Genomic DNA, 17,861 nt, shown 5'->3' with positions numbered 1-17,861 from the left:
ATACATGGAGATCACAGTGAGGAGGATCCCTCATGGCCCCCAGCAGTCCGGGATCCGCTGCCGCGCGTCGGACAACGCCGACCGGGTGGGTCTTCCGGGCCGTCGTCAGCGCGCACGTGGTGGCGATCACCGGCCAGCCGGTGTTCGCCGGGGTGTATCTGACCGGCGACTTCGACAGCCTGCGCTGGCACGCGATGGGTGCCGACGTGGTCACCTCCGTCGGCTACGTGCAAGTGATCGCAGCGATCGCGGTATGGGTGCGGTTGCGTCAGCGCTGGCCGTTCCTGGGCACGATGGCGGTGGTGGCGGCCGAGACGGTGCAGTACTTCGCCGGCCTGGAAGGCGCACTGTGGTTGCACATCCCGTTGGGAGTGATGACCGTCGTCGCGCTCGTCGTGCAGTTCCTCGCCGTCTGGCGTCAGCCTCTGCTGCGGCGGGAGGCCCGCGATGCGTGAGCAGGAGGAGGGCCGCGGCCTGACCAGGCGGCGGATGCTCGGCGTCGGCGGGGCGCTCGGGCTGGTGGCGGCCGCCGGGCTGTCGACCTCGGCCGCGCTGGCCCGCCGGCCGTCGATCACCGGTGCCGAGCTGCGCAGCGCCGTACCGCTGCCGCCGCCCTTCCAGGTGCCGCTGCCGATTCCCGCCGTGCTGAAGCCCGTCGGCACCTCGGGCGGCGCCGACCATTACGAGATCACCCAGCGCGAAGCGAGCGCGGAGATCCTGCCCGCCGTCAAAACGCCGCTATGGACGTACGGGGGCACCTTCCCGGGGCCGACGATCGAGTCGCGCCGCGGCCGTCCGGTCACCGTGACGCACCGCAACGAACTGCCCCTGCCGACCGTCGTGCACCTGCACGGCGGACGCACCCCGGCAGCCTCCGACGGATACCCGACCGACCTCGTCCTGCCCGAAGGCCGGCACGACGCCGCCACGCACACGGGGCACGGCTCCGGGCATGGCATGCACGATCCACGGGCCGTGGTGACCAAGCTGACGCGGGACTACACCTTCCCGCTGGACCAGCGGCCGACGCTGCTGTGGTACCACGACCACCGGATGGACTTCACCGCGCCCGCGATCTGGCGGGGCCTGGCCGGGCTGCACATCGTCCGCGACGACGCCGAGGACGATCTCGGCCTGCCCGCGGGGCCGCGTGAACTGCCCCTCATGATCGCCGACCGTGCGTTCGCCGCCGACGGCGGCCTCGCCTACCCCGCGCTCGACCCCACCCTGCGGGAGCGGCCGGGTGTCCGCGAGGCGTATCTCGCCGGAGTCCTCGGCGACGTGATCCTGGTCAACGGCGCCCCGTGGCCCGTGCACGAGGTCGACGCGGCCCGGTACCGGCTGCGCGTCCTCAACGCCTCCAACGCCCGGCACTACGAGCTCGAAGCGGTCACCGACGACGGACGTCGGCTCGATCTCGTCCAGATCGGCGCCGACCAGGGACTGCTCGCCGCCCCGGTCACCCACGCGTCGCTGCCGATCGCGCCCGCCGAACGCTACGACGTGATCGTCGACTTCTCCGGTGTCCCGATCGGCGGCCGCGTCAGGATCCTCAACCGGCTCGGCTCGGGCCGTACCCGCGACGTGATGGCCTTCCGCGTCGCACGCCGCGCCGCCGATGACAGCCGCATCCCCCGCACGCTCTCTCACGACCTGCCGGTCTGGAGACGATCGGAGGCCGTCCGGGTGCGCGACTTCGCCTTCCGCGCCGGGCGCATGCGCGGCGACCATGGCTGGCTGATCGGCGGGCTGCCGTTCGATCCCGCCCGCTCCGATGTCACCACCCGTCTCGGCGACGTGGAAGTGTGGCGGCTGGTCGCCGACGTCCACCATCCCGTCCACCTGCACCTGGTCGGCTTCCGGGTGCTCTCGCGCAGCGGCAGGCCGCCGCTGCCGCACGACGCGGGCCTCAAGGACACCATCTCGCTCCGGCCGGGCGAAGCAGTGGAGATCATCACCCGTTTCGACGGCTACCGCGGCCGTTACCTCTTCCACTGCCACAACGCCGAACACGAGGACATGGGGATGATGGCCAACCTCGAGATCATCTAGAGGCGTCGCGTTGCCTCACTCCAGCGCACGACCGTCATCGACCCCGTGCCCGCACCGCTCCACCACGGGCTGGACGAACATTCGAGCCAGCCGTGGTGGGGCCGGCGACGGCGTTCCGGCCCGGGACAAGCCGCGTGACGTCTTCGGTGAGGCTTCTCAGCGTGGCGGAGAACACCCCCGGGACGCACCCCACCAGATTGCCGTTCGTAGTGCGAACTAATATTGTTCGTTCTACGAACGAGATGTGGAGGAATCATGGGTGCTGTCGTTGCGGTCATCGGTGGAGGGTACGGGGGTGCGGCGGTCGCCAAGGCACTGGACGCCGAGACCGACGTGGTGTTGATCGAACCCAAGGACGCGTTCGTCCACAGTGCCGGAGCGTTGCGTGCGCTGGTGCAGCCCGATTGGGCGGGCAACATGTTCTTCCCGTATGACCGGCTGCTCCGGCGCGGCACGGTGGTCCGCGAGCGCGCGGTGTCGGTGGATCCGGGCGGTGTCACCCTGGCGTCGGGCGGACGTGTCGACGCCGATTTCGTCGTCCTGGCGTCCGGGTCCGGCTATCCCTTCCCCGCCAAGATGGACACCGACTCGTCCGACGAGGGGCTGGCGCGGTTGCGGGCTGCGCATGACGAGCTCGCGGGTGCGCAGCGGGTGCTGATCGCCGGCGCCGGGCCGGTCGGGCTGGAGCTGGCGGGTGAGATCAAGGCGGTGTGGCCGGACAAGCACGTGGTGATCGTCGATCCGGCCGAGCGGCTGGTGGAGGGCTTCATGCCGGAGCTGCGTGAGGAGCTGCACCGCCAGCTCGACGCGCTGGGCGTGGAGCTGAGTCTGGGCACCGCCCTGGCCGAGCAGCCGCCCGTCGAGCCGGGACGCGCCAAGACGTTCGACGTCGCCACCACCGGCGGAGCGATCACGGCCGACATCTGGTTCCGCTGCTACGGGGTGCGGACCAACGCTGACTACCTGGCCGACGGCCGGGTCGCCGTGCGCACGCCGCAGGGGCGGGTCCGGGTGACCGAGACGCTCAACGTCGAAGGGCACGACCGGATCTACGCGATCGGTGACGTCACCGATCTGGCCGAGGCCAAGATGGCGGCGAACGCGATGAAGCACGCCGAGGTCGTGGCGCAGAACATCATCGCCCAGGCGCGGGGTGAGCGGCCCACGGCCGTGTACCGGCCGTCTCCCGTCCCGGCGATCCTGCTGCCGCTGGGGCCGAACGGCGGCGTGGGACAGGCTCCGTCGCCGGACGGTCCCAGCCTGCTGCCGGCCGAGGTGATCAGCGAGTACAAGGGCAGGGAACTGCTGGTCGGACGCTTCGCCGAGCTGTTCGGCACCGCCTGACACAGCCCGGAGCGCTCAGCGGTCGGGCGAGGCGGAGGCTTCCTCCTCCCAGGGGAGGAAGACCTCCGGCACCTCGTTCTCCTCGACCAGGCGGCCGAGCAGATCGGCGAGCGTGGCGCGGCCGGTGTCGTCGAGGCCGGACGCCAGGGCCTCGACGCGGCGGCAGGTCTCGGCGTAGAACTCCTCTGCCAGCCGCGCGCCCTCGGGGGTGAGTTCGACGCGGACCATCCGTCCGTCCTCCGGGGTCTGCGCGCGGCGCACCAGGCCGCGCTGGGCGCTGCGGTCCACCAGGCCGGTGAGGCTCGACTTGGCCAGCCCCAGCACCTGCCCCAGTTCCCTCATGCAGTACGGCCGCGCCATCAGCACGCACAACAGCTGCCCTTGCTGCTGGGTCAGCCCAAAGGCGCGGCTCGACCGGGCGTATACGGCGTCCACCAGGAAAGACGAACGCACCAGCGCGGTCACGACCCCCATGTGCTCACCGACGGTTTTTCCCACGCAGCCAGCGTACGGCAGGCGGTGAGGACTTGACATCGGCGGGGTTCGTGACGCGAACTACCCGACTAACGCAAGAGCGAATCCTTTCGGAAATGACGATGACGGAACGCGGACCGATGTTCGGCATCGGGTCGTAGATGCCGGTCAGCGGCCCGGACAGCAGATCCGGCTGGATCCCGTCCGCCTGCAGGGCCCCGCCAGGGTCATCAGCTCAGCGGCGTTGCGTGCCAGCCGCTTCATCTCATGCACGGTGAGGATCACTGGCTGCTCCAGGGCGGGCCGGGGTCGGTGGCCGTCACCGGCAGAGGGGATTCCGGGGCGGGCCGCGGACTGGTTCAGCGAGCGGTACCGGTCGTCCCGGCCGGTCATCGACGAGGCGGCGGTGGCCGTGGGCCGCTCCCCGCCGACATCGCCACCGTCTACAACCTGCCGGGCGTCATCACCGACGCGCCGGTGCCGGTCACGCGCGACGGCGACGGCCGGTGGATCGGCGGTTCGGTCGGGCAGTGGGCCGAGGAGCTCACCGGCGCGGTGCTGGGGCACGGCGCAGCCGGCTTCGTGTACTTCCCGGCGCGGCGGCACGCTGCGTGACGTGGCGCTGGGACGCTGGGCCAGGGAGATCGTCCCGGCGGTGCGTGAGGCCGTCGCCCAGTCCGGCCGGGGCGGGACGGGACGGCCGTGATCCCGGTACGCTCCTGGGTTTCCGCACGAGCTTGTTGACCAGAGCCTGGGGGGATGACGGGGCATGACCATCGGCTGGGACGCGGTCGCGGACGTCGACTGGACGCGTTTGTTCCACGCCTATGGCGCGGCGGGTGACACCCCGGGCCACCTGCGGGCGCTGACCGGCGGGGACGTCGCCGCGCGGGGCGCCGCGCTCGAACATCTGTGGAGCGCGGTGATCCACCAAGGGACGCCCTGGGCGGTGACGGCCCCGGCGGCGCTGGTGGTGGCCGGGCTGGTGGCGGATCCGGCGGCCGCCGCGCCGGCCGCCGAGGGCGAGGCCGCACTGCGGGCGCCGCTGCTGGAGTTTCTCGCAGAGGTCGCGGCGGCGGGCCAGCCCGACCTCGGCGACGACGAGCTCTCCGCGATCGCCCATCCGCCCGGCGTCGCCGAGGAGGAGATCCAGGCGGCGTGGAACGCGATGCTCGACGACGACGACACCGAGGCGCTGGCCGATGCCGCGGCCGACGCGATCATCGCGCGGGTGGTGCTGGAGATTCGGTCGGTGGCCCCGGTCCTGCTGCCGCCGGTCGAGGCGGCCATCGCCGACAACGATCCGCGCGTGCGGGTCACCGCGGCCGACGCGGCGGCGTCGCTGCTGGCCCTGCCCGGGCTGGGCGGCCACCGCGGTCGGGTCGCCGCCCAGGTGGAGCAGGCCGCACGCCGCACCGCCCACCGGGACGAGCGGGCCGCGCTCGTGCTGACGCTGGGGCACCTGGGGGTGGCGCCGCGCGACTTCCTGGCCGACCCGGACCCGGCGGTGCGCGCCTGCGCGGCGCTCGCCCCGGCGCTGGAGGACGATCCGGCGGCCGCGGCGGAACTGCTGACGGCGCTGCGCCGTCCGGCCGAGGCCGACGCGTGGTTCACCGACCGGCCCCCGCAGTTCGGCATGCACGTGCGGTTCACCCTGCTGGACGCGGCGCTGCGCCGCGTCGGCGACTTCGAGCGGCTGCTGCCGCCGGCCCTCGCCATCGCCGAGATCACCAGCCCGTTCTGCGCCGACTCCGACTGGGGACGCCTGCTGGCCGCCGCGTTCCCCGACCCGGGCGATCCGCCCGCGCCTCCCGCCCGTCTCACCGACGCGCAGCGCGCCTACCTTCGCGCGCTGGTGGCCAACGAGAGCCTGTGGGACAGCAGGAACGGCAACGCCCATCTGGCGTTCAAGCGCGCCGGGCTGCCGCACGACCGCGACGCCTGCCGCCGTCTGGCCGAAGCGCCGTCCTGAACGTGCCCCCGGTCACATCGGCGCCCCGGTCACATCGGCGCCCCGGGATCCGTCATAGCGGTGACGAACCCGGTGAAGGAACTGTGAAGCATGAACGATCGTGATCTGCTGGCCGCCCGTTTCGAGGAGCACCGCGACCGCCTCAAGGCCGTCGCCTACCGCATGCTCGGCTCGCTCAGTGAGGCCGAGGACGCCGTGCAGGAGGCGTGGCTGCGGCTGAGCCGCACCGACGCCGACGAGGTGGCGAACCTGGGCGGCTGGCTGACCACGGTGGTCGGCCGGGTGTGCCTGGACATGCTGCGGTCGCGTACCTCGCGGCGTGAGGAGCCGCTGGAGCGGGGGCTGCCCGATCCGATCGTCAGCCGCGCCGACGGGCTCGATCCCGAGCAGGAGGCGCTGGTGGCCGACGCGGTGGGGCTGGCGCTGCTGGTGGTGCTGCAGTCGCTGGCGCCCGCCGAGCGGCTGGCGTTCGTGCTGCACGACATGTTCGGGGTGCCGTTCGAGGACATCGCCCCGATCGTGGACCGCACTCCGGCCGCGGCGCGCAAGCTGGCCAGCCGGGCGCGCGGCCGGGTGCGTGGTGCGGCCCCGGCGCCCGATCCGGACCCGCACCGCCAGCGTGCGGTCGTCGAGGCGTTCTCGGCGGCCGCGCGGGGCGGCGACTTCGAGGCGCTGCTGGCGGTGCTGGATCCGGACGTGGTGTTGCGGTCGGACGCCGGGCCGGCGGGCCCCGGCGTGCTGAACGTGATCCGCGGGGCCGCGACCGTGGCCCGGCAGGCGCTCACCTTCGCGCGGCTGACCGAGTCCGCGCGTCCGGCGCTGGTGAACGGGGCGGCCGGGGTCGTGTCGACGCGCGACGGCCGCCCGTTCTCGGTGATGAGCTTCACGATCCGCGACGGGCGGATCGTCGCGCTGGACATCCTGGCCGATCCCGAGCGGCTGTCCGCGCTCGACCTGACCGCCCTGGACGCGTCCTGACCTACCGCCCGGGTCGTCCGGTGGGCGGGACGTGGCGCAGCGCCCGCGCCGCCACGACCGCCAGCACCAGCGCGATGACCAGGCAGGTCAGCGCCGCGGCGGCCATCCCGGCGGTGAAGGCGTCGCGCGCGGACGCCAGCAGCCGGTCGCCGACCGGCGCGGGCAGCCGCCCGGCGGCCGACACCGCGCCCGCCAGGGTGTCGCGGGCGTCCGCCGGGACGGCCGCGCCGAGCCGGTCACGGTAGACGGCGGTGCCTGCGCTGCCGAGCACGGCGACGCCCAGCGCCACGCCCAGTTCGGTGCTGGTCTCCCCCAGCGCCGACGCCGCGCCCGCCTTGTCCTGAGGGGCCGAGCCGACGACGAGGTCGGTGCCCAGCGCCGTGGCGGGGCTGGAACCCAGGAAGACCAGGGCGAGTCCGGCCACCACCGGCGGCGGCCCCCAGGCCGCGTCGGCCTGGGCGAGCAGCAGGAACCCGGCCGCCGCGACCACCAGCCCGGCCGCGACGACATGGCCGGGACGCAGGCGCCGCGCGGCGATCGGGGCGGCGAGGGACCCGACGCCGAGGGCGGCCGCGGCGGGCAGCAGCCACAGCCCGGCCGTCAGCGGCGAAAGCCCCTGGACCAGCTGCAGGTACTGCGCGGCGAACAGGTAGATGCCGCCGCCGACGGCCGCGCCGAACAGCAGGATCGTCAACGCGCCGGTCAACGCGCGGTCGCGGAACAGGCGCAGGTCCAGCATGGGGGCGGGCGACCGGCGCTGGCGCCGTACGAACGCCGCGCCCGCGACGACGCCGAGCGCGACGGCCGCGACCACAGCGGGACGCGGCCCCTGGACGGGCAGCTCCTTGACGCCGTAGGTGATCGGCAGCGTGGTCGCCAGCGCCAGCGCCACGGCGGCCGGGTCGAGCCGCCCGGCACCGGGCACGCGGTGCTCCGGCAACAGGAAGGGCGCGGCGACCAGCAGCAACCCCATGACGGGCACGGCGAGCAGGAACACCGAGCCCCACCACAGGTGCCGCAGCATGACCCCGCCGACCACGGGGCCGAGCGCGAAGCCGGCCGAGAACGTCAGGGCCCACAGGCCGACGGCGAGCCCGCGCTGCCGGGGGTCGCGGAACATCGTGCCGATCAGCGACAGCGTGGACGGCATGAGGGTGGCCCCGGCGACGCCCATGAGCGTCCGGGCGGCGATCAGCATCTCGGGGCCGGTGGAGCAGGCGGCGGCGACGGAGGCGGCGCCGAACGCCGCCGCCCCGATCGTCAGCAGCCGGCGGCGGCCGACGCGGTCACCGAGCACCCCCATGGGAACGAGCAGCCCAGCGATCATGAAGCCGTAGACGTCGATGATCCACAGCATCTGGGTGGGGCCGGGCGCCAGGTCGGCGCCGAGCTGCGGCACCGCCAGGTGCAGGACGGAGGCGTCCAGGGACAGCAACAGGGTGGGCAGGGCCAGGACGGCCAGTCCGGCCCACTGCCGCGGGCCGGCGGACGACGACGCGGAAGACGACGCGGACGGAGCGTGCGCGCACACGGATTGACTCCAGGAAGACTCGACGCGATCAGACGCGATTCGACGAACGGAACCGAACGAGATCGCTTCGGCGTCGAGCACACGGCGTCAGTCGGGCCGTGTGGAGCGCGGCGGCACGGCGCGTCGCGCCGTCACCCGGGCCGGGTGCGGCGGGACGGGCGCAAGGAGCCGATCAGGCCGTGGCGGGCCCGGACGCCGAAGCGAACGCGGAGACCACGCCGGAAACCATGATCGTCAAGATCGTCCTCCAGGGCCGCGGGCGGGAACGTCACGGTGACGCTGCCACGTCCGGCCCGCCCGCGCAAGCGGCCCGGCCGGCGGCTCAGTCGACGCGCCGCGGCCCGGGTGCGACCTCGCGCACCACCACGTACCGGGGGTCGCCGCTCATCCGCGGCTCGGCCTTCCCGGACAAGCCCTCCAGCGCGGCGCGGATGGCGGCCATGCGGCCCTCGGTGTCGGAGGTCGCCTCGAAGTGCCGGTAGTCCGCCTCGGTGGCCCAGTGCACGATGTTGTAGACGCGGGTGCCGTCGATGCTGACGTGGAAGCGGGCCGACCGGTAGCCGGGGTAGAACCGCACCCAGCGTTCCTGGATCTCGGCGAACGCCTCCACGAGCTCGCGCTGGGTCTCGGGCCCGTCCACGGTGTAGTCGATGATCGAGTAGAACCCGTGGTCGGTGCTCATGGTGTCGCTCCTCGTCAGGATCGCGGTCCGGATCGGTTGTCTGGATCGTGCAACCTCGACCGCGGTTGAGGGCAAGTTCTCGGAGACGCCGCCCCGGGTGGACGCCGAGAAATTTTTCGGCTGGGATGTCGAGCCCGGGCCGGCCGCTCCGACTCAAGGGGCGACGGTGCCCGTCCAGGGCGCCGGACAGCCCGCAACACGGAGACCGAGACCGGAGACCAGACATGAAGTATCTACTGATGATCCACATGAACCCGGCGGCGTTCGACGCGCTGACCGAGGAGCAGCGCAACGAGATCATGAACGCGCACGAGCCGTTCCAGCGGGCGCTGAAGGAGTCCGGCGAGTTCGTCGGCACGCACGCCCTCGGCGACCCGTCCACCAGCGCGGTGGTGCGGGTGGAGGAGGGCGGGGCGACGGTGGTGACCGACGGCCCGTTCGCCGAGTCCAAGGAGCACCTGGCCGGGTTCTACGTGGTCGAGTGCGACAGCCGCGAGCGCGCCCTGGAGATCGCCGCGACGATGCCGGAGGCGCGGCTGCTGGGCGTGGAGGTGCGGCCGGTGGTGTTCTCCGCCGGGGCGGACGTGTGACCGAGCCCGCCGCGGACGTCGAGGACCTGCTGCGCGAACTGGCGCCGCGGGTCCTCGGCCCGCTCGTGCGCCGCTACGGCGACTTCGGCGCCTGCGAGGACGCGGTGCAGGAGGCGCTGCTGGCCGCCGCCGTGCAGTGGCCGCGTGACGGCGTGCCCGCCAGCCCGCGCGGCTGGCTGATCACGGTGGCGGCGCGCCGGCTGACCGACCAGGTGCGCAGCGACCGGGCGCGGCGCGAACGGGAGGCCGCGGTCGCGGCGCTGCAGCCGCCGGACCGGTTCCTGGCGCCCGCCGCCGACGCCGGGTCCCCGGCCGGGCACGACGACACGCTGACGCTGCTGTTCCTGTGCTGCCATCCGGCGCTGTCGCCGGTGTCGCAGGTGGCGCTGACGCTGCGGGCCGTCGGGGGCCTGACCACCGCGCAGATCGCCCGCGCGTTCCTGGTGCCCGAGGCGACGATGGCGCAGCGCATCAGCCGCGCCAAGCAGCGGGTCCGGGCCGCCGGGGCGCGGTTCGCGATGCCCGGCGCGGCCGAGCGCGCCGAGCGGCTGCGGGCGGTGCTGCACGTGCTGTACCTGGTCTTCAACGAGGGGTACACCGCGACCGACGGCCCCGAGCTGCGGCGCCAGGAGCTCAGCGGCGAGGCGATCCGGCTGGCGCGGATGCTGCGGCGGCTGCTGCCGGACGACGGTGAGGTGGCGGGCCTGCTGGCGTTGACGCTGCTGACCGACGCGCGCCGCGCGGCCCGTACCGACGCCGACGGCGAGCTGGTGCCGCTGGCCGAGCAGGACCGCGGCCTGTGGGACCGGGATGCCGTCGCCGAGGGGACCGCGCTGATCACCGAGGCGCTGTCGCGGTGCCCGCTGGGCCCGTACCAGCTGCAGGCGGCGATCGCCGCCGTGCACGCCGAGGCCGGACGCGCCGAGGACACCGACTGGCCGCAGATCCTGGGGTTGTACGACCTGCTGCAGACGATCGCGCCGGGCCCGATGGTCGCGCTCAACCACGCGGTGGCCGTGGCGATGGCGCACGGTCCCGGCGCCGGGCTCGACCGGTTGAAGGCGTTGGAGGAGGACGGCCGCCTGTCCCGGCACCACCGGCTGCACGCGGTACGCGCGCACCTGCTGGAGATGGCCGGTGACGCCGACGGCGCCCGCGCCTGCTACCGGACGGCGGCGCGGCTGACCACCAGCCTGGCCGAGCAGCGCTACCTGGAGCGCAAGGCAGGCGGTCTCACCCGGCCGCCGGCGCCGCGGCGGTGACCCCCGCCGCCGCCCGCAGCGAGGCGCGGACGGCGTCGGGCAGCGCGCGCAGGCGGTGCGCCGGCAGCTCCAGCGGCGTGACGTCGTGGGCCCACGGCGCGGTGTCGGCGACCACGGTGCGCGCCTGCCGTTTGGTGAGGCCGTCGTGCAGGGCGATCAGCTGGTCCCGCCAGGCGTTGGCGATCTTCCCGTGCGCCCTGTCCATGATCGCGCGCAGGACGCGGGCCGCGTCGTCGTCCGGGGCGGGTGGTGTGCGCACCGCGTCCACCACCGGGCCGTGGGCGGTCAGCTCGTACACCGGTCGCAGCAGCGCGGCCGCGTCCGCCAGGTCGTCCGGAGGTTCGGCCAGGAACACCCGGACGTGCTCGGCGCGCGTGGCCAGCAGGGTGCGCACCAGCGCCGGTTCCAGTCCCGCGGGCAGCGCGACGGCGGCGTGCCGGACGGTCGCCGCGTACGGCTTGGCCAGCCAGGTCGTCAGCCGGGCCCTGGGCACGCCCGGGAGAACCCGCTTGGGCCAGTCCCCCACCAGCACGCCGGGCCGCAGGTCGGCCAGGTCGTCGGCGGTGAGCCGCAGCGCCGCCCGGGATTCGACGGCCTGCGGGCCCTGGGTGTAGATCGCGGCGCTGAACCGTTCGGCGCGGGCGGTGGCGGCGGGCAGGCTCTTGCCGGTGGGACGCAGCAGGTACAGGTCGGCGGCCGACCCGATGGCCTCGGCGCCGAAGTACCGGTTGAAGTCGGGGTAGACGGCCTCGGTGACGAGGTTGAGGTCGCGCAGGGCGTTCTGGACCTTCAGCGCGAGCATGGGGGTGCGGTCGCTGGCCCCGTAGGCCAGCAGCACCCGGCCGTGCGCGTGGTCGCGGAGGCCCTCCAGCGCGCGGGCCACGAACAGCCCGACGCCCTCGGCGGTGTACGGCGGGTCGGTGACGGCCAGGTCGGCGTGGCCGGCGGCCGACGGCGGCAGGCCGAGACGCAGGTCGGCCCAGCGGGTCCGCACATTGAGGCCGAGGTCGGCGGCGCTGGCGTCGATGTAGGCCAGGATGCGTTCGTCGACGTCCACGACGGTGGTCTCGACGTCGGGGTGGATCATGCCGACGGCCAGCGAGGTCAGGTCGTGGTCGCCCACGCACAGCAGCCGCGTGCCCGGCAGCCAGAACCGGGCGCCCAGCAGCAGCGCCCGGCGCACGACGGTGTCGGGCGTGGCGGCGACGTGGTCGAGGACGTGCCGGCCGCGCGGCGCCCGCCTGATGAGCGCGTCCATCCGCTCCACCACGGTGGCGTGCTCGGGCAGCAGGTGTGCCACCGGGTCAGCCGGGTCGAGGGGGCGGTGCCCGGTGCGCAGGGCCCCGGCGATCCGCTCGGCCTGCTCGGGCGTGAGGCGGAACCGGCCGTCGCCGGCGCGTTCCAGGGACAGCGCCGCCAGCAGGGACTCGACCGAGCGTCTGGGCGCGGCCGTTTCGCGGATCAGATCGGCCAGTGTCCACCATCGCCGGTCGGCCAGCAGGCTGAGCGCGGTGTGCGCCCGCCTGGGGTCCATGTCGGCGACGACCGGCAGCCCCGGTGCTCCCCCTTCGCCCATTGCCAAATGCTATCGGCACGGTTCGAGCGGTCGCGGGGCCCCGCGGCGCGGCCCCGAGGGGGGAAATTCGGTTGGTCGGCCGTCGCTGGGTCGGTTAGAACGGTCGGCATGATCCGCAAATATCCCCGTACTCCTCATATCGAGGGGTCCCGGCTGCAGCCCGGCGACCACGACGTGGCCGCCGTGCCGTTCCGGGAGATCGCCGGGCGGTACCTGGTGGTGGAGGAGAAGCTGGACGGGGCGAACGCGGGCATCAGCTTCGGTCCCGACGGGGAGCTGCGGTTGCAGAGCCGGGGGCATTTCCTGACCGGCGGGCCGCGGGAACGGCAGTTCGGGCCGCTCAAGGCGTGGGCGTCGTCGATGCAGCAGGTGCTGTGGCCGCGCCTGCGCGACCGTTACGTGCTGTACGGGGAGTGGCTGTACGCCAAGCACACCATGTTCTATGACGCGCTCCCCCACTATTTCTGCGAGTTCGACGTGCTCGACCAGGAGGACGGGACGTTCCTGTCCACGCGACGCCGCCGCGAACTGCTCGAGGGCACGCCTGTCGTGTCGGTGCCCGTCCTGCACACCGGGCCGTTGCAGCGGGTTTCGGAGCTGACGGCGTTGCTGGGGCCGTCCACGTGCCGTACGCCGCGCTGGAAGGACGCCCTGCGTGAGGCCGCGCTGGCGGGCGGCGCGGACCCCGGGCGGGTCGCGTCCGAGACCGACGGTTCCGAGCACATGGAGGGCCTCTACATCAAGGTGGAGGAGGACGGCCGTACCGTGGGCCGCTACAAGTGGGTGCGGCCCAGTTTCCTGACGACCATCCTGGACTCCGGCTCGCACTGGCAGGACCGTCCGATCGTCGCCAACGGCCTGGCCGACCCGGAGGTGATGTATGCGGGTCTTTGAGGAGCTGTGCCCGGCGCCGCCGCACTGGACGGTGCCGTGGCCGGAGATCCGTGAGGCGTTCGACTGGGTGCGCCGCATGGCGGGCGTCCCGCAGGACGCGGTCCACCACGGCGAGGGCGACGTCGAGACGCACACGCGGATGGCGTGCGAGGCGCTGGCCGAGCTGCCCGGATGGCGCGCCCGCCCGGCCGGCGAGCGGGTCCGGCTGTTCGCGGCCGTGCTGCTGCACGACGTGGCCAAGCCGCACTGCACGCAGATCGACGCCGACGGCCGCATCACCGCGCACGGGCATTCGCGGCGCGGCGACCTGATGGTGCGGCGGATCCTGTGGGAGCTGGGCGCGCCGATCGCCTGGCGCGAGCACGTGGCGGCGCTGGTGCGTCACCACCAGGTGCCGTTCTGGGCGTTGGAGCGCCCTGACCTGCAGCCGATCGCCTTCCGGGCGAGCCTGGTGGCGCGCAACGACGACCTGGTGCTGCTGGCCACCGCCGACATCCTCGGCCGCGTCTGCGGCGACACCCGGGAGGTGCTGGACAACATCGCCCTGTACGAGGAGTACTGCGCCGAGCAGCGCTGCCTGGACCGGCCGCGCCGGTTCCCGTCCGACCACGCCCGGTTCTGGTATTTCCGCAAGCCCGGCCGCGACCCCGACTACGCCGCCTACGACGACACGCGCGTGGACGTCACGGTGCTGTCGGGCCTGCCCGGGGTCGGCAAGGACCACTGGATCGACCGGCACCGTCCCGGCCGGCCGGTGGTGAGCCTGGACCGGCTGCGCGCGGAGCTGGGCGTTGACCCGGCCGGCGACCAGCGCCGGGTGGTGGCCGCGGCGCAGGAGCAGGCCCGCGAGCATCTGCGTGCGGGCCGGTCGTTCGTGTGGAACGCCACCAACGTCTCGCGCATGCTGCGCGAGCAGTGCACCGGCCTGATCGCGGGGTACGGGGGCCGGATCGAGCTGGTGGCGCTCGAGGCGCCGCCGGACGTGCTGCGCGCACGCAACCGGGGCCGTCCCGCCCCGGTTCCCGACGCGGTGATCTCCCGGCTGGTGGACCGGTGGGAGACGCCCGACCCCACCGAGGCCCACCGGGTGCGCTGGCTGTCGACGGCGTAGGGGCGGGTTCACGGGAACCTAGGCGGCGAGCAGGCGGTCGAGCAGTTCCCCGACGGCGGCCTGGCCGTCGGCGATGGCGGCCGCGTCGCCGTCCCTGACGGCGATGAGCAGGGCGACCTCGTTCATGGCGGCCAGCAGCATGTGCGCGAACACCTCGACGCGCTCGGCGGGCAGGCGTCCCTCGGCGGCGACGTTGCCCAGCGCCGCCTTGAGCATGCCGAAGCCGTGGCGCGCCTCGATCTCGCGCCAGCGGTGCCAGCCCAGCACGGCGGGCGCGTCCAGCAGCACGATGCGGCGCACGACCGGGTCGCCGGCGAGCCGTACCCAGGCCAGGCATCCGGCGCGCAGCGCGGCGACGGCGTCGGGGGCGCCGGCCGCGGCCCGGGAGACCTCGGTGCCGACGCCGGTCTCCACGCGTTCCAGGACGGCCGCGAACAGCGCGTCCTTGCCCGGGAAGTGGTGGTAGAGCGCACCCCTGCTGACCTGCGTCTCGGCGAGCACGGCCTCGATCGAGGTGCCCTCGTAGCCGTGCTCGGCGAACAGCCGCAGCGCGATGTCCAGCAGCCGGTCGCGGGTGGCCCGGCCCCTGTCGGCCTTCTTGTTCACGGTCCTCCGTCCATAGACAGACCGACTGTCGGTCTGTAATGTGTGGCGCGTTCTCCCGAACCGACCGTCGGTCGGTTATTTCCGGTCAGCCTAGCGGAGGCACCAGTGGAACTCGCCGAACTCGACGCCCATCGCGCCAGTGTCACCACGTCCCACGGCCCCCTGTCCTACGTCGACGTCGGGCAGGGGCCGGTCGCGTTGTTCGTGCACGGCGTCGGTACCAACGCCGCGCTGTGGCGCGGTGTCATCGGCGCCGTCGCCGACATGCGGCGCTGCATCGCCCTCGACCTGCCCCTGCACGGCCGCTCTCCCGCCGCACCCGGCCAGGACTTCTCCCTGGGCGCGCTCGCCGACGTGGTGGCGGCGTTCTGCGACGCGCTCGACCTGACCAGCGTCGACCTGGTCGCCAACGACACCGGCGGCGCGATCGCGCAGATCTTCGCCGCACGGCACCCGGGCCGGCTGCGCACCTTCACGCTCACCAACTGCGACACCCACGACAACATCCCGCCGGAGGCGTTCAAGCCCACCGTCGAACTGGCCGAGGCCGGAGTGATCGCACAGACCGGCCCCCGCCTCGCGTCCGACCCGGGGCTGCTGCGCGCCGGCGCCATCGGCGCCGGTTACGAGCACCCCGACCGGATCGGCGACGAAGTCCTGCGGTACTACGCCGAGCCGGTGCTCGGCACGGCGGAGACCGCGCGGGCGTTCGAGCGCCTGCTGACCGAGCTGAAGCCGGACGACCTGGTGGCCGCCGAGCCCGCGCTGCGCGAGCTGCGGGCTCCCACGCTGGTGGTCTGGGGCACCGGCGACCAGTTCTTCGACGTCAAGTGGGCGTACTGGCTGCGTGACACCATCCCCGGTGTCACCGAGGTCGTCGAGGTGCCCGGCGGCAAGCTGTTCTTCCCCGACGAACGTCCCGGCGACCTCGTCCCCCACCTGCGGCGCCACTGGGACGCCCACCCCGCCTAGAGTCCGCGCGCCCGGGTCATCCGGTTCTGTCGGCGTGGGCGCGGAGGGTGTCGGCGAGACGGCGTACCGCGTCGCGCAGCTCGGCGGGGCGGCGGATGACGAACGGCCAGCCCAGCCCGGCCAGCATGCGCGCCATGCCGTCCAGGTCGTCGGCGCGGGTGGTCATCAGGACGCCGCCGTCCACGCGCGACAGCGTGGCGGTGGAGGCGGGGACGCGGCGCCGCGCCTCCTCCAGCGTGGTGTCCAGCACGACGTCGACCTGGTGGGCGTAGGGCACGCGCGCCAGGGACCGGGTGACGTGCTGCACGGGGTCCAGGTCGTCGGGGACGTCGTAGGTGTCGGTGCCGGGCTCGGCCGACAGCACCCGGTCGACGCGGAAGGTGCGCGTTTCGCCGCTGCGGTGGTCGTGCCCGGTGACGTACCAGCGTCCCGAGTGGAACACCAGCCCGTACGGGTCGAGCTGACGTTCGCTCTCGGTGCCCTGCCAGGAGCGGTAGCGCAGCAGGACGCGGCGTCGCGCGCGTGCGGCACCGGCGAGGGTGAGCAGGGCCGCGGTGGCGGGCGCGGCCGCGTCGCGGGGCGCGAGGGTGAAGTCCAGGGTGTCCTGCAGGGCTTGCACGCGTTCGCGCAGCGCGGCGGGCAGGACGCGCTGCACCTTGGCCAGGGCGCTTTCAGTGGCCTGGCCGGGGAGGCCGACGCGTCGTCCGGCCAGCAGGCCCAGGACGACGGCGGTGGCCTCGTCGTCGTTCAGCATCAGCGGCGGCAGCTTGTATCCGGGCATCAGCCGGTAGCCGCCGTAGCGTCCCCGTTCGGCCACGACGGGCACGCCCAGCTCCTCCAGGCGGGTGGCGTAGCGCCGGACGGTGCGTTCGTCCACGCCGAGCCGGCGCGCCAGTTCGGCGCCGCCCATGCGGTGGTTGGCCTGCAGCAGCTCCAGCATGGCCAGCATGCGGGTCGTGGGATGTGACATAAGGCACCCGATTAATCCGGACGTGGTCTGACCGGATTTGATTCTACGGTTGAGACTCCAGACAACAGGGAGGGCTTGACCATGGCGACGTTCGTGTTGGTGCCGGGCTACTGGCTGGGCGCGTGGGCGTGGGAGGAGGTGGCGCGCGACCTGCGCGCCGCCGGGCACGAGGCGATCACGGTGACGCTCACCGGCCTGGCCGAACGCGCGGACGAGGCGACACCGGAGGTCGACCTCGACACCCACGTCGACGACGTGCTGACCGTGCTCGACGGCCGCCGCGACGTGGTGCTGGTCGCGCACAGCGGGGCGACCATGCCGGTGACCGGCGCCGCCGACCGTGCGCCCGAGCGCCTGGCGCGCGTGGTGTACGTCGACAGCGCCCCGCTGCCGTCGGGCTGGGCGCAGCAGGACTTCAACGAGCCCGAGCAGCAGGCCGCGATCGAGAAGCAGGTCGCCGACGAGGGCGACGGCTGGCGCATCCCGGTGCCCGCGTTCGACCCGGCCGAGGACCCGCAGAGCCTGGAGGGCCTGTCCGAAGAGCACCTGGCGCGGATGCGCCGCCGCGCGACACCGCAACCGTTCCGCACCGCCACCCAGCCGCTGGTGCGCCCGGCGACGGTCCCGCCGACGCCCAAGGCGTTGATCGCCTGCACGTTCCCGCTGGACACGGTGCGGCACCTGGTGGCCGCCGGCAACCCGGCGTTCGCGATGCTGGCGGGGCCGGAGTGGACCTTCCACTCCCTGCCGACCGGCCACTGGCCCATGTTCTCCCGCCCCGCCGACCTGGCGGCCCTGCTGGACGAGCTTCGACCGTCGGCGGCGGCGTGATGTGACGTCGACGGCC

18 protein-coding genes are annotated in these 17,861 nt (G+C 73.7%); 12 read left to right on the top strand and 6 right to left on the bottom strand.

Annotation, left to right across the window (positions count from 1 at the left end):
• The first annotated feature begins 32 nt into the window (after positions 1-32).
• The 3 genes from ABZ801_RS33255 (at position 33) to ABZ801_RS33245 (ending at position 3,396) form a co-directional block, all read left to right on the top strand.
• The gene (locus tag ABZ801_RS33255) at positions 33-455 is read left to right on the top strand and encodes a hypothetical protein (RefSeq protein ID WP_360705552.1); all 423 of its coding nucleotides are present in this window, start codon (positions 33-35) and stop codon (positions 453-455) included.
• Positions 448-2,052 carry a multicopper oxidase family protein gene (locus ABZ801_RS33250; protein ID WP_360705549.1) on the top strand — a complete coding sequence of 535 codons (1,605 nt, stop codon included), beginning with the start codon at positions 448-450 and terminating at the stop codon, positions 2,050-2,052. Before ABZ801_RS33255 ends, ABZ801_RS33250 begins: the two co-directional genes overlap by 8 nt.
• 255 nt (positions 2,053-2,307) lie before the next feature.
• Positions 2,308-3,396, top strand: a complete 1,089-nt coding sequence (locus tag ABZ801_RS33245) for an FAD-dependent oxidoreductase (protein WP_360705546.1) — start codon at positions 2,308-2,310, stop codon at positions 3,394-3,396.
• A 15-nt stretch (positions 3,397-3,411) separates the two neighbouring features.
• Here the strand turns inward: ABZ801_RS33245 and ABZ801_RS33240 are convergent, their stop codons facing one another.
• The gene (locus ABZ801_RS33240; RefSeq protein WP_360705544.1) at positions 3,412-3,894 is read right to left on the bottom strand and encodes a MarR family transcriptional regulator; all 483 of its coding nucleotides are present in this window, start codon (positions 3,892-3,894) and stop codon (positions 3,412-3,414) included.
• Positions 3,895-4,137: 243 nt separating this feature from the next.
• Here ABZ801_RS33240 and ABZ801_RS33235 point away from each other — a divergent pair, with 243 nt between their 5' ends.
• From ABZ801_RS33235 to sigJ, 3 genes are all read left to right on the top strand, one after another.
• The gene (locus tag ABZ801_RS33235) at positions 4,138-4,485 is read left to right on the top strand and encodes a hypothetical protein (RefSeq protein WP_360705541.1); all 348 of its coding nucleotides are present in this window, start codon (positions 4,138-4,140) and stop codon (positions 4,483-4,485) included.
• Between the two features lie 154 nt (positions 4,486-4,639).
• Positions 4,640-5,842 (top strand): hypothetical protein, encoded by a 1,203-nt coding sequence (locus ABZ801_RS33230; RefSeq protein WP_360705538.1) that lies wholly within the window; start codon positions 4,640-4,642, stop codon positions 5,840-5,842.
• Between the two features lie 90 nt (positions 5,843-5,932).
• Complete coding sequence (sigJ, locus tag ABZ801_RS33225; RefSeq protein ID WP_360705535.1) at positions 5,933-6,820, top strand: RNA polymerase sigma factor SigJ; 888 nt, start codon at positions 5,933-5,935, stop codon at positions 6,818-6,820.
• Position 6,821: 1 nt separating this feature from the next.
• Here sigJ and ABZ801_RS33220 read toward each other — a convergent pair whose 3' ends face one another.
• Complete coding sequence (locus tag ABZ801_RS33220; protein ID WP_360705532.1) at positions 6,822-8,351, bottom strand: MFS transporter; 1,530 nt, start codon at positions 8,349-8,351, stop codon at positions 6,822-6,824.
• Positions 8,352-8,673: 322 nt separating this feature from the next.
• Positions 8,674-9,033: an antibiotic biosynthesis monooxygenase gene (locus tag ABZ801_RS33215; protein ID WP_360705529.1), complete on the bottom strand. Its 360-nt coding sequence runs from the start codon at positions 9,031-9,033 to the stop codon at positions 8,674-8,676.
• Between the two features lie 224 nt (positions 9,034-9,257).
• On the opposite strand from ABZ801_RS33215, the gene ABZ801_RS33210 reads away from it, so the two are divergent.
• Positions 9,258-9,623 (top strand): YciI family protein, encoded by a 366-nt coding sequence (locus tag ABZ801_RS33210; RefSeq protein WP_360705526.1) that lies wholly within the window; start codon positions 9,258-9,260, stop codon positions 9,621-9,623.
• Positions 9,620-10,885 (top strand): DUF6596 domain-containing protein, encoded by a 1,266-nt coding sequence (locus ABZ801_RS33205; RefSeq protein ID WP_360705523.1) that lies wholly within the window; start codon positions 9,620-9,622, stop codon positions 10,883-10,885. Before ABZ801_RS33210 ends, ABZ801_RS33205 begins: the two co-directional genes overlap by 4 nt.
• On the opposite strand, the gene ABZ801_RS33200 is transcribed toward ABZ801_RS33205, so the two are convergent.
• Positions 10,857-12,461 carry a bis-aminopropyl spermidine synthase family protein gene (locus tag ABZ801_RS33200; protein ID WP_360705520.1) on the bottom strand — a complete coding sequence of 535 codons (1,605 nt, stop codon included), beginning with the start codon at positions 12,459-12,461 and terminating at the stop codon, positions 10,857-10,859. The two genes, ABZ801_RS33205 and ABZ801_RS33200, sit on opposite strands and share 29 nt — an antisense overlap.
• A 108-nt stretch (positions 12,462-12,569) precedes the next feature.
• On the opposite strand from ABZ801_RS33200, the gene ABZ801_RS33195 reads away from it, so the two are divergent.
• Positions 12,570-13,355: an RNA ligase family protein gene (locus ABZ801_RS33195; RefSeq protein ID WP_360705517.1), complete on the top strand. Its 786-nt coding sequence runs from the start codon at positions 12,570-12,572 to the stop codon at positions 13,353-13,355.
• The gene (locus tag ABZ801_RS33190; protein WP_360705514.1) at positions 13,342-14,466 is read left to right on the top strand and encodes an AAA family ATPase; all 1,125 of its coding nucleotides are present in this window, start codon (positions 13,342-13,344) and stop codon (positions 14,464-14,466) included. The genes ABZ801_RS33195 and ABZ801_RS33190 overlap by 14 nt, the downstream gene beginning before the upstream one ends.
• Positions 14,467-14,484: 18 nt before the next feature.
• Here ABZ801_RS33190 and ABZ801_RS33185 read toward each other — a convergent pair whose 3' ends face one another.
• Positions 14,485-15,072, bottom strand: a complete 588-nt coding sequence (locus ABZ801_RS33185; protein WP_360705511.1) for a TetR/AcrR family transcriptional regulator — start codon at positions 15,070-15,072, stop codon at positions 14,485-14,487.
• A 105-nt stretch (positions 15,073-15,177) separates the two neighbouring features.
• Here ABZ801_RS33185 and ABZ801_RS33180 point away from each other — a divergent pair, with 105 nt between their 5' ends.
• A complete protein-coding gene (locus ABZ801_RS33180; RefSeq protein ID WP_360705508.1) occupies positions 15,178-16,044 on the top strand; it encodes an alpha/beta hydrolase in 867 nt (288 codons plus the stop codon).
• Positions 16,045-16,060: 16 nt separating this feature from the next.
• On the opposite strand, the gene ABZ801_RS33175 is transcribed toward ABZ801_RS33180, so the two are convergent.
• Positions 16,061-17,014, bottom strand: a complete 954-nt coding sequence (locus ABZ801_RS33175; protein ID WP_360705505.1) for a YafY family protein — start codon at positions 17,012-17,014, stop codon at positions 16,061-16,063.
• An 81-nt stretch (positions 17,015-17,095) separates the two neighbouring features.
• Here ABZ801_RS33175 and ABZ801_RS33170 point away from each other — a divergent pair, with 81 nt between their 5' ends.
• Entirely contained in the window at positions 17,096-17,845 is a 750-nt protein-coding gene (locus ABZ801_RS33170; protein ID WP_360705502.1) for an alpha/beta hydrolase, read from the top strand.
• Positions 17,846-17,861: the final 16 nt, after the last annotated feature.

The organism is Actinomadura sp. NPDC047616, assembly GCF_040642915.1.
GTDB classification, from domain to species: domain Bacteria; phylum Actinomycetota; class Actinomycetes; order Streptosporangiales; family Streptosporangiaceae; genus Spirillospora; species Spirillospora miaoliensis.
Note: the sequence above shows the minus strand (reverse complement) of the source record. Positions and strands in the feature narration are given on the sequence as shown.